The sequence below is a fragment of the Methylobacterium mesophilicum genome (assembly GCF_022179445.1).
GTDB lineage: Bacteria > Pseudomonadota > Alphaproteobacteria > Rhizobiales > Beijerinckiaceae > Methylobacterium > Methylobacterium mesophilicum.
The window spans coordinates 1-11,621 of the sequence record NZ_BPQU01000064.1; the positions used below are offsets into that span (position 1 = coordinate 1).

The window sequence follows — 11,621 nt, forward strand, 5'->3', positions numbered from 1 at the left end:
CGCTCTCGCCGCCGTCATCGCGTTCTGGTGCTGATCGAGTCCAGACCCTAGCGCAATCTCCTGTTTGAGCTCCTGGTAGTCCAGCTCGATACGCCAGCGCAGCTTCGTCCGGCCGACCAACACGGCCAGGGGCGTCTCTGCCGGCAGGGTCGAGAGCCAGTATTTGGTTGGCGCATCCTCGTTGTCTGGCCACTCGATCAGGAACCACTCCTCGGGACGTGGCTCGTGTCGCAACTCATCCCGATGCGCTGGACGCGCCCGCACGGCCGCAAACCGCGAGGTCAGCAGACCGTTCGTGCCAACGCGCCATGTGACACGCTGCCAAGCGGCCTCCGGCAGAGATCCGGCCAGCTTTTCTGCCGAGAGTGACTTTTGCTCAGGGCTCCGTCGCACCCGGGTGGTTGGGCGCCCGCGCCCGCGCCCGCGCCCGCTCCAGGGCTTGGGCGGCAGGGGTGCCGTTCCGGGAGGCCACAGGCTCGTCGAGGACTGAACACCCACACTGTAGGACAAGCCCAACGCCGTCAGCGCCGTGCGGAAGGCCGTGTCGATCCCGTATCCGGCATCGGCCAGAACGAGGCCGGGTGGCACCCCATCGGCCAAGGCTGCTCGGATCTGATCCAGCGCGATCTCCGGCTTGGTCCGGAAGCCGATATCCTCGGGCACGCCGGCCTTGTTGCGCCGCTCGGCATCCTGGGTCCAGGCTTCCGGCAGTTAGAGGCGATAGATCACCGGCAGACTGGCCTGGGTGTTGGCCACCGCGAGGGTCACGGCAACCTAGCAATTGTCCTGCTTGCCGATCTGACCGCAGTATTGCCGTCCCACCCCGACCGAGTAGCGGCCTATCTTGGGAAAGCCCGTATCGTCGACGATCCAGGCCTGGATCGAATCCTGACGCTCGATCAGCGGCAGGACTTCGCTGCGTACCCGGGCCAGCAAAGCCTCGTCCGACCATTGGCCCTTGGCCACGAAGTGATGCATCGCCTGATGGGAGCCCTAGAGACGCGCTGGCGCGATCCGGGCCGCCATCGGCTCGATGCTCTTGCGAGCACCCGGCAGGAGGAGACCCGTACAGTAGGGCTTCAGCGGAGCGATCCGATCAGCATGACCCAGGACGCCTGACAAAGCCTTCAGATAAGCCGCAAAGCGCGGCTGGTCGGCAGCCAGCGGGGAGTTCAAGCGATCCATGCCTCGCTCCATTACGAGAGCGAATCGCAAACCCTACACCCAAAATTTATGACACAGTAGTACTCGAGGTATAAGTTGGAGGTTATGACGACTAATGATACATCAACTTAGAATTGGCCCACCAAATGGGGGGAGGCCAAACGCAACCGCCACCTTTTCACCATGACGCCTTCCGAGGAAATCATCTTCACTTGGAAGATCTGCTCCGCTAGAGCAAGGTCGACGACGCGAGTTTGAGTGACTTTCGAATCAGGAAGGGAAAACACAACCTAAATCGAAACCTGCGGCCGGCGTTAAGCAAGCAGCAACCCTAATTATTTTGATGCCTTAAAAAACATATCTTGTATGAGGCTCGCGCAATTATTTTGACTTGAAGAACTTGCCCGTCTTGATCATTGTTTACCTAGCGTTATGAAAAAATTAGATAAAACAACATCTCATTTTCCAAAACATAATAGATGCACAACAATGGTCGACTGATCGCTGTTATTGCATTCAACGACCAAGGGAGTAACTTCATGACGCTTAAAAGGTATTTAGTACTCAAGCCATTGCGAGCCATGTAGGCGGTCATAAAATGCGTTTTGACTGCTGCAATTTTATTTTCGTTTGATCTTGAATAAACCTTAACATTGCGCCTCTAATATGCGCCATACCCAGGAACCCACCTTGCTGCCAAGCGTCTCAAAAACCTTCTTGCAGGAATGTCGTATAAATTAGCTGCGCAAAGGCCAATGCATATAACTAAAACCAAAGATCCGACGCACAGAACCCAATTTTTAGTGCCCGGTAGATTTCCCTGATGCAAACCAGATACTAGCAGCAGCACAGGAAAATGCAGAGCATAAACCGGATAAGAGACGTCTCCGGAAAACTGCGAGAGACGACCAATTGGTCGAACTAGAGATGCTGTCAATACTATGATTGGCAATACGACGATTGCAGAAGTACAATCCCACCAGACCCTCGAAATGTTTAATCCATCTGGCGGACCAACGAATACTACTGATAATATTACCAAAATCAATACAGGCCACGCTTTCGAATGCAGCCGCGGCAGAAAAAATTTAACTTTGTATAGTATAATTCCGAGATAGAAGCCGAAGCATATTCGCGATACTCCACCGAAAGCTGTCATTATATCAAAACCGATATTCAGTGTGCTGTTAAATTTAGCGCTCACTACCATCAGCGCCGCGCTCACAACGATGACTCCGACAATAATAGTACTACGTGCTTTAAAGCCCCATAGCGCCCATGTGAAGTTTATCAGCAACTCCGCAAATAAGCTCCATAGCGGTCCATTTGTGGGAAACAGCTCGTATCGAGCTCCTGCTCCCGAAAAAGGGGACGGTAAAATTAAAAGATTCATAAATCCGGAAATTAGAATTCTAAATATATCGTCTACTTTTTCGGGATACAGTAAGAATTTTAGTATCAGAACGAAGAATCCTAAAGCGGCACCGAGGAAAGCTAACGGATACAATCTTACAACGCGACTGACCATAAAACTGGAGAAAGGCAGCCCTCTCACCAAAACAGGTTCGTAAGCGTGAAAAATGACAAATCCGCTTAATAGAAAAAAGAGGTCGACTGCAAGGTAACCATGGGATACAAGGCCAGGACTTAATTTAACCGTACCTAAATGAAATGCTACGACAGCTATTGAGGCCCAGCCTCTCAAAAGATCCAGCATTTCAAACCGCTTCATTTGACAATCGTTCATGTAGCTGGCTACCTGCGTTCGTGCACACACAAATCGAAGTTCTGCAATGATACAAGCTCTTGCACCCGTGCTACTATGGCATTAGCAAATCGCAGTAAAGATTCAGGTTCAAAAAATCTCGGCCGTCCGTCATTGACCTCAAATGAGATAGTTGTTTATTCTGTTTGGATTTCTATTTTCTCTAAATTGAATTTCCTTTATTTGCCGTTTATACATTTTTCACATCAGCTGGAAAGAAATTGCCCTAGGTGTGGATCTGAGTACAATTCAGGACGTTATCATAATATTGAACAAAAGATAGCCGGCGAGCTTGCTTCCAAACTGCGCCATGTCACGTTCTACTCTCAAAAGGTCGCAAAGTATGCGAGGCAATCCCGTCCATCGAGGCAACGGAAGTCGCGCATTAATGTTGGCGGTCCGAGAGCGGCGGATTTAAGGGTGATTAGGTTAAACGGCCAAAGAGACATGCACCGTCGTCGCACTTGCGCTCCAGTACTCTCGCTATGGCTACGGTCGGATCACCTCAGTACTGCGCCGTGATGGCTGAACGGTCAGTAAGCGGAGTCTCGGTCCGCCTTTTCGGTTGGCGTGACGAGTTTTGATGCTGATAGCCATTGTTTTGGGGCGTGGGGATCGGCTCGTGGCTGGAATTGAGCGTAGGTTTGAACCGAGGCGCTGGATGTCATCAACGGCTCGGGCGGACGGCGGGTCTGGTCGGCCGACGCCAAGGCGGCGGTCCTGGACGAAACGCTCCGGGCCGGCGCGGTCGTAACGGTGGTGGCCCGCCGCCAAGGGCTGACGCCGCAACAGGTTTTCGGCTGGCGCCGAGAGGCGCGGCGCGCGCTTGAGGCCGCGCAGGTACCCACAGCGATGAGCTTCGTTCCCGCTCTCGTCGCGGAGCCGACGCCCGAGCCGCTGGCTGCACTTGCGCAGCGGTCCCGACCTGCGCGACGGCGCGATCCGGCATCACCGGGATCGAATTGGAGATCTCCGGCGTCGCGGTCCGCATCGCTCAGGGTGCGAGCGCCGCCCAGATCGCGGCGGTGATCCGGGCCCTGAAGGGCTCGGCATGATCGGGCCATTTGGCGTGGTGCTCGTGATGCTGGCCACCCGGCCCTTGGACTTCCGCAAGGGCATGGACGGGCTGGTGGCTCTGGTCCGCGACGCGATGGACGCGGATCCGTTCTCCGGCACGGTCTACGTGTTCCGCTCGAAACGGGCCAACCAGGTGAAGCTTCTGGTCTGGGACGGGTTCGGACTAATCCTCGCGGCCAAGCGTCTGGAGGTCGGTCAGTTCTGCTGGCCGAAGACCGAGGACGGTGTAGTCCGGTTGAGCACGGCGCAGCTGGCGGCTCTCGTTGAAGGTCTGGACTGGAAACGCGTCCATGCGGCGCGTCCGGTCAGCTTACCGGCGGTCGCAGGGTGAACAGAGAGGATGGTCCGGCTGCTTCTAAACAGTAGTAAGATACTGGCAGATATGCTCTAATCTCTTGTCGTCGTGCGTCTCGACCTGCCGCGCCGAAAGCCGGCACGTGAACAACTGCGGGGCGCACAATTCGTGTTGGCGGGCCACCGCGCTGACCGAGGTGCCCGGCCCATCGCTATCGACGACGATTGCCGTCTTCTCCTCATCCGACCATATTCGCCGCGGACCGGCCCCGGTGAACAGCTCAAAACGCCGGATCGGCTCCGACATAAGGATACGCCCTGACATCGACGCGTGACGGAGGTCCCATTCCGCTCAGTATGTTGCCTTCACGCCGTCTGCCAGAAGGTACCGCCCAGACAACGCTTATTTTGAAAGAGGTCGAGATCGAACTTCTAGTGGGCAAGATAGCGGATCAACAACGCTTACATCGAGTTGTCCAATAGTCGTTCACGGACATAATTTTTGCACATCTTGTTGTTCCTGGCGCTGGCGGATGCCCGCGAACACGTGGAGGACTGGAGACACCAAGGCGATGAAGATCAACCCCACACGGCCGTGAGTCGCTTGACGCACCGTTCCTTTGCCAACCAAGTTGTCACAGCCCAAAAGCTCGCATCGGCCATGGAGTGAAAACCGGATCAACTCCAAACCAGCCATGCAATAACCTTGAACCTGAGCCACCAAATGGGGGTCGGCAAGTTATTGAGCTATCACGCTGACGTCGATCTACGGTTGACGATATTGGTGCCGGTACAACTGACTCTGGTTGCCGCTCAAGTCGTTACTTTGTGGCAAAACTTTCGAAAAACACACCGACATTTTCAATGCAGGAGCATGAAACGAAGAAATTGAATAGATTTTGTATTTGTTGAATACTTTCCAGAATCGTTCGCACATTTGCAATGCACCCGCTGTTTGAGGGCCATGTTTAATTTTTGATTTATAATGAGAGGTTTTCAAAATCACGATTTGGAGCGATCTAACGCCTGCCTGCGTTTAAGAATTAATTCAAAAGTGTCAGGAATTCGATATAAAAAATTAAACCTTCCAATCATAGCTAATTCGGCCAGCACCAAGCTCCCTAAAATTGCGGAGAAAAGAACAACAGGAACGAGTATTAGGCTTTTGATATTAAAATAGTCAATATATTGAACGGCCTGTATTGTTAATAAAGCGACTATTGTCTCGTGAGGTAAATAGATTTGCAATGTCTTCCGCCCAAGATTACCAAACAACCATCGGCATACTTTATACTTCGATATTAGAACGGCGAAACAGCACCCAAGCAGGGCGCCGATAATACAATCTGCAAACCTTACTATTCCAAAAGCTAATCCACTAAAATCCATATCCATCAATACAGCGCATACTATTGCGTATGCTGAAAATAATATCGCGAAGCTCGGCATAATGTAGCGCAGTATGATCTTTTCAATGCCTCCACCACAGGTAACCCCCAAAAAAAAGAACGGCGCATAGTAAAGACTGCTGTTTTGAGCGAAGTTGAGCATTGGAAAATATTTGCTCATGGCAAGAACCGACAGAACTGAGGTGGCAAAAAGCACAAATACGGGTTTTATCTGAGTGAAAAGATTGGCCAATAAAAGATAAATCGCTAAGGCCCATATAAACCATAGTCCAGTTTCCGGACGATACCACATGGAGAGAAGTTGAGAAAAAGAGCTTCCAAATTTCATACGCGTTGTAATCAAATTGAATTCGTAGGCAACGATCCAGTCAATAAGGCCCCACAAACCATATAAATAAACAACTAGCCTTAGTCTACGGTGTATATGCGCAGTCCAGTCGGAGTTTTTGTTTATTGCCAGTAAATAACCGGAAACGAAGAAAAATAATGGCATACGTATTGACCGAAACGCTTTATCTAGGAGCAGCAGGATGGGCATTCCAAATCCTAAATCGTCAAACCATAAATTTATATGGTAGATTACGACGAGAAATATAGATACTCCACGCGCAACATCAATCCAAGCCTTCCTATCAGATCTTTCAATGTCCACTTGCTCTAACCCGATCAATTGACGAGACATTGCTGCTGGCGTACTAGAGTTTCGTTACCATTTTTCAGAATGTATGTTTTTTGTTATAGCAAAACTATGAGACTATATATACTAGCAATCGTTTGAACGTCCGATCCATAAATTAAGTTAGTCTCTGTTTAAACAAAGGCCATCCGATCGGCTTGAGGAAGTTCTGAAAATCGATTCGACGCTTCGCTTCAAATTGAAGTATCTTTATTTTACCGCAAGCGCACTCGCTCGTAAAATTTTATCACTCGCTTATGTACACGTGCAGGATCTCGCTGGATATTGGATTATATCAATGTCTAGCATTAAGTGAACAATTGAGATGCAATATCACTCCCGAGCGGCACGTTGCTAAATTCAGTCGCATTTAGTCCACGTTTTTAAAAGCTAGTTTATCTATAATAGTTGATAGATCCCTTTTTTAAAGCCGTTATTGTGTCTGGCGATTTATCTAATGAGAACGCGTAGCGGTAAATCATTTGTTTGCAGGTCAGTATGTGACAAGTCAAGTCAATCGCCAAGTTTCGATCTTTTATCAGATTGAGCCACCCAACTCGCCTAATACCATTTACGCATTTTATATAATTGTAGTTGGCCGCAGATAGTCGCTGGTAGCATGGTCATGTTCAGCGTCGACCCCCATGATCTATCAAAGTCACGTAAAAAATTCAATGTACGCGCGGCGAACTTCTTAATAATATCCGCTCTAGCAGTATGATGCGGCCGCTGCGTTAACCATTGTTTAATATTAAGTCGGTCAGCGAGCTTTGGCAATGATTGCTGTGATATGTTTGTCTCGTACTAAAGATCTGACGCATCGGTTGGGGTCGGCAACTTAGCGTTTGATCGCGGCCTGCAGGTCGATAACGTCGAAAAGAGCCGCGCAACCACGCATCGTGAGCGCGGAGAAAATGAGCTCGACTGGGTACATATCAGCGGCGAGGGGCACGGTGAATTAGAAGGTTCAGTGTGGGTGGCGAGCGAGCCGGCTTGGCACCCTAAGAAGTTTGGATGTTGCAGCGTTCTCGAGTATGGCATGGATCGCCGTGCCAAAAATTGTTGCGGCTTCATCGGCGTCGAGAAACCGGATATTTCGCCATTCTAGGGACGCTGCATGGAGCAGCCGAGTACCATACCCGGGGGGCATCTTTAGCGGCAAAAATGTCTTGGTGCCATAATAGATATAGGTGGGTTTGAGGGTCGGTATGGTCGGAGCTACTCAGCTTCAGCGCTTGGAATTGGCTGTTCTCATTGATGGACAGCAAAGCCGATTGTTGAATTGAAGCCTTCTTGAGCCCGACGAGATTTTCAACATTTGCTGCACTGACAAGCAAGCGGGAGCGTTTGAACGTGTGCAGCCGTTTAGGCGGGAGACGTTGAGCGGTTCACGGCTGCCGCACGGAGTATTACGAGACGCCCGCGTCACGGGCTATGGCATGGCTGGTCCGATGTGTGACCTTGCCCTGCGGCTCCGAGGAGGTCATCATCAACACCTCGGCGATCGTCTCGGTTGAATGGGCTGCTGGCCCAGACGCGCACCCGCCGCGCGACGTCCTCATCGCTCAAGCGTTCGGCGAGATTAGGACGTTGCGGGCTAGTGGTGTGAGTTTGAGATTCTTTGGCAGAAGCGTCCGACGCTGGCGAGGATGGCTTCGGCGGGTTTGGTGCAGACGAAGGGCTTCGGGTCGGCGTTGGTGTGGTTGATGTAGTCGTGGATCGCGGCTTCGAGATCGTCGGTTCGTTCGAAGGCGCCGCGCTGCAGGCTTTGGCGGGTGGGAAGAGCGAACCAGCCTTCGACAAGATTGAGCCACGAGGCGGATGTCGGGGTGAAGTGCAGGTACCAGCGTGGGCGCTTCACCAGCCAGTCGTGGATCAGCTGAGTCTTGTGAGTGGCGGCGTTGTCGAGCATGAGATGGACGTCGAGGTCCCTCGGCATGCTCGCCTCGACCTGATCGAGGTAGGCGCGGAACTCAACCGAACGATGCCGACACGTACAACTGAAGATCACGGTCCCCGTCCGAACGTCGAGGGCGGCGAACAGGTTGGTCGTACCCTGGCGGCGATAGTCGTGATTCCGGCGTTCTGGCTGGCCGGGCTGCATCGGCAGCACAGAGGCCGTGCCGGTCAGCGCCTGGATCTGGGGCTTCTCGTCCACGCACCGCACGATGGCCCGGTGCGGCGGGGCATGTACAGGCTGACGACATTACGCCCTTGTCGACGAAGGCGGAATCAAACGACAACTTGAAGGTCTCGGTCCTGTGGGGCTGAAGGCCGAAGGCGCGCCATACCCGCGAAACCATGGTCAGGCTCATTCCGACCCGATTCGCCATGGAGCGCGTCGACCGGTGGGTGGCGTTCTTCGGCTGGCCTTCGAGAGTCAGCGTAATCATCGCCTTGATCGCTGTGTCCTCGACGGTAGGCGGCGCACTGGAGCGGGGCAGGTCGACGAGGCCGTCGAGGCGGTTGGCGACGAAGCGGGCACGCCAGGTCGTGACGCTCGGGCGATTGACCCCGAGACTGCGGGTGATACTGGTGTTCGTAGAGCCGGGCTCGGCACAGGCCAGTACGATAGGAGCACGCTGGGCTAGCGCCTGACCGACGTTGCGGCGGCACAAGAGGCCATCCGGTTGCACACGCTCGTCCCCGCTCAGATGAAGTTCGGCTGGTTTGGGACCGCGCGCCATTGCAGCAACCTCCGCTCGGAAGCCCAGCAGACGGCTCTCACGTCCCGAACCGCAAGGAAATCTCCAACTCATACCACTAGCATGGTTGGATCATAAGATCGCATCAAGAGCCTCGCCGGAGGGGCATCTTACTCTCTTGCGCGGTCTGTCGTTGAGTGCTGCAGGAACAGCAGCCAAATCGGCTGAGCTGTCAGCGCCGAAGTTAGTTCCCCACGGGGAGTACTGCCGCCTCGCCATCTCTCGAATTCCATGACCTTGCGCCCGAAGCAGCACGTTTCCCACGCTCGGTGAATGAAAGGTAGCAATTAGAGGGCGACGGCGACGCGAGTGAGAGATGGCAAGGCGGCAGTCCGCCCGCTTCCTGGAATCACTGTGTTCTCACCGGTTGTGAGCTCCCGCATCCCATCGCAGCGTCCTTGTTCGACAGACCCGACGCGATGACCAAGATCGAGCATCACCTAATCAAACCACGGGGCATATGAACGAAAGACTAGTTCGAGCGGATGAACCGCACAACCAAGGACGCGACAGTCGAGTTCAACCATCATGCCGTCCACGACGAGCTCAGCTATCAACCTTAGCCGCTCATGAAGGCCTACATTTACGGACGCCGGCTTACGACCCTAAGCGGCCTCACACAACAAGGATTCATTTGCCAAATCAAGACTTAAGAGCCCGAGCGCCTAAGACTCAATCCGTCACACAACCTAAACCGAAAGTCCAGCATGATCAACGGTTAAATTTGAGAACACACTATTTGTCTGTCAAGATTGTGGCGCTTATTATAGCAAGCTCCGTGCGTTAACCCTTGGCGATGCAGCCCAGCCAGTAACTCAATTTGTAGCTTCTGGCCGCACGAATGCCAGGCAGGATTTATCATAGTTAATCCGGCATCGCGGCGGGTCGGTCACTCAAGCGTTACGCTTAGGCATGCGTCATGGAAAGGCGTGATCGCCTTTAACTGAAAGATGGGGCGATTAGGGCATGTGCAAACGGCGATCGAAACAAGCATCAGTGCACTCTCCATATCATGTAATGACCAGATTTAATTTGGCAAAAAGGTTATTGAGTTGGAACTAACACGACCTAATGTTCACTGAAGCCAACGCCATTGCAATATTCGATCGCGCGATTTTGAGCCTCAACAATGAAACTTGGCTTTATTAAGAACCATTCCGCTAGGAAACTGGCGTTAGGTATCACGCTTTTTCAATTACGTTATAGTGCCTAAGTTGATCAATCAAGGTGCGTCAAAAGCTTATTCCCATGCCAAGTCATCGGCGCTGATGTTAAAAAATTAAGCGTGAGTCGATATGGATCATGGTAAAGCGATTAGGTGCGGTGTGATGAAAAAGGATATTGTAACAGTACTCATTAAATCTCGATCAGGTTTTGTTGCCTATAAATAGCATTAATTAGGCAACTGGGCGGAAACGATTTGTTTAGTGGGCATGTATTACGTTTATTTTTTTTCTATATTTTGATCAAGTAGCTGTTTTGCAATTTTTCTTAGCAAAGTTTTAATAAGATACTATGTATTAGTCTTTTATATACAACTTTTGTAAAACTTACTATTCTTTATTTGCAACAAGGCCTCTCGAAGCTAAGTTGGAGAATGCCAAATGTCAGATTATTTTCATCGGGTCTACACAGCTTTGCTATCAACGGAGATTATCCCAGCGTTTATCCGAACAAAGATGATGATACTATACGGATACAGGTTATCGCCAAGCGCTTGCATATGGGCGGGCGCTACAATTAAATCTAAGAAACTTGTTGTCGGAAATGAGACGTTTATTAATTACGGTTTTTTTTTCGACGGCGCCGGGGATCTGTCTATTGGCAAGAATGTCCGAATCGGTCAATTTTTTCGCGTAATAACAGCGACTCACGAAGTTGGCCCCTCCGAGCAACGGTGCAATATCGAAGCAATAATTAAACCGGTTAGCATTGAGGATGGCTGCTGGATCGGGGCCAACGTAACTGTCATGCCAGGTGTTACTATAAAACGCGGTTGCGTGATCGGCGCCAATTCCCTTGTCGTTGAATCGACTGACGAAGATTGTTTATATTATGGCACTCCAGCACGTCGTATTAAAAATTTTGAAGGAAACGTGAATTAGGCTGGCCGTGATTGCAATAGCCGTCCAGTGGCCGAACGGCACCGCGACCCGGCGGTGTTCGCCAAACGAAAGCCGCCGATAGCGGTGAACCATCTTCGTGTTGGTGGCAGTCTCGTCCAGGAACCCAAGCGTGTCAGGGTCGAGATCGAGTGTCTGGATGCGAGACCTCCTTGGCATCTGCAACGACGCGGAGGGCGCGTTTGATGATAGTAGAACTGGGCGGTCTGTAGGTTGGGTTGGCCAATGCGGGATCGGCTTCGAGACGCTGACGCAGCACCATCTCGGGCGAGAGCCCCTGGAGCACGCGCTGCCGGCGGCCGTTGTAGGCCGCGTTGAAGCCGCGCAGCACGATCTCCAGGTCGGCGTGGCTTTAGGTCGTGAACCCATAACGGGTGGCACGGTTTGGTCGGGGCGTCGTTGGTTCTC

At 52.1% G+C, this 11,621-nt stretch carries 6 protein-coding genes and 4 pseudogenes; 4 read left to right on the plus strand and 6 right to left on the minus strand.

The features are described from left to right. Together MFF40_RS27855 and MFF40_RS27860 are read right to left on the minus strand one after the other, a co-directional pair. Positions 1-1,185, minus strand: a pseudogene (locus MFF40_RS27855) (IS701 family transposase); the annotation flags it as partial. Between the two features lie 640 nt (positions 1,186-1,825). After that, entirely contained in the window at positions 1,826-2,911 is a 1,086-nt protein-coding gene (locus MFF40_RS27860) for an acyltransferase family protein (protein WP_238263065.1), read from the minus strand. A gap of 684 nt (positions 2,912-3,595) precedes the next feature. Between MFF40_RS27860 and MFF40_RS28995 the strand changes: the two genes are divergently transcribed. Further along, positions 3,596-3,958, plus strand: a complete 363-nt coding sequence (locus MFF40_RS28995) for a transposase (protein WP_368858856.1) — start codon at positions 3,596-3,598, stop codon at positions 3,956-3,958. A 22-nt stretch (positions 3,959-3,980) separates the two neighbouring features. Next, positions 3,981-4,337 (plus strand): IS66 family insertion sequence element accessory protein TnpB, encoded by a 357-nt coding sequence (tnpB, locus tag MFF40_RS27865; RefSeq protein WP_147899617.1) that lies wholly within the window; start codon positions 3,981-3,983, stop codon positions 4,335-4,337. Between the two features lie 24 nt (positions 4,338-4,361). Here the strand turns inward: tnpB and MFF40_RS27870 are convergent, their stop codons facing one another. The 3 genes and pseudogenes from MFF40_RS27870 to MFF40_RS27880 form a co-directional block, all read right to left on the minus strand. Continuing rightward, on the minus strand, positions 4,362-4,607 hold the full coding sequence (locus MFF40_RS27870) for a transposase (RefSeq protein WP_187278272.1): 246 nt from the start codon (positions 4,605-4,607) through the stop codon (positions 4,362-4,364). A 695-nt stretch (positions 4,608-5,302) separates the two neighbouring features. Beyond that, entirely contained in the window at positions 5,303-6,391 is a 1,089-nt protein-coding gene (locus MFF40_RS27875) for an acyltransferase family protein (RefSeq protein WP_238263068.1), read from the minus strand. A gap of 1,591 nt (positions 6,392-7,982) precedes the next feature. Next, positions 7,983-9,072, minus strand: a pseudogene (locus tag MFF40_RS27880) (IS630 family transposase). A 497-nt stretch (positions 9,073-9,569) separates the two neighbouring features. On the opposite strand from MFF40_RS27880, the pseudogene MFF40_RS27885 reads away from it, so the two are divergent. Then, positions 9,570-9,743: pseudogene (locus tag MFF40_RS27885) on the plus strand (IS481 family transposase); the annotation flags it as partial. A gap of 1,029 nt (positions 9,744-10,772) precedes the next feature. Then, positions 10,773-11,195, plus strand: coding sequence for an acyltransferase (locus tag MFF40_RS27890; RefSeq protein WP_238263070.1), 423 nt, complete (start codon positions 10,773-10,775; stop codon positions 11,193-11,195). Here MFF40_RS27890 and MFF40_RS27895 read toward each other — a convergent pair. After that, positions 11,193-11,345 (minus strand): annotated as a pseudogene (locus tag MFF40_RS27895) (IS630 family transposase); the annotation flags it as partial. The gene MFF40_RS27890 and the pseudogene MFF40_RS27895 overlap by 3 nt on opposite strands. Positions 11,346-11,621: the final 276 nt, after the last annotated feature.

Bases quoted from the DNA above. Each gene is read 5' to 3' on its own strand.
- MFF40_RS27860 (WP_238263065.1), bottom strand. From the start codon at position 2,911: ATGAACGATTGTCAAATGAAGCGGTTTGAAATGCTGGATCTTTTGAGA.
- tnpB (WP_147899617.1), top strand. From the start codon at position 3,981: ATGATCGGGCCATTTGGCGTGGTGCTCGTGATGCTGGCCACCCGGCCC.
- MFF40_RS27870 (WP_187278272.1), bottom strand. From the start codon at position 4,607: ATGTCGGAGCCGATCCGGCGTTTTGAGCTGTTCACCGGGGCCGGTCCG.
- MFF40_RS27875 (WP_238263068.1), bottom strand. From the start codon at position 6,391: ATGTCTCGTCAATTGATCGGGTTAGAGCAAGTGGACATTGAAAGATCT.
- MFF40_RS27890 (WP_238263070.1), top strand. From the start codon at position 10,773: ATGATACTATACGGATACAGGTTATCGCCAAGCGCTTGCATATGGGCG.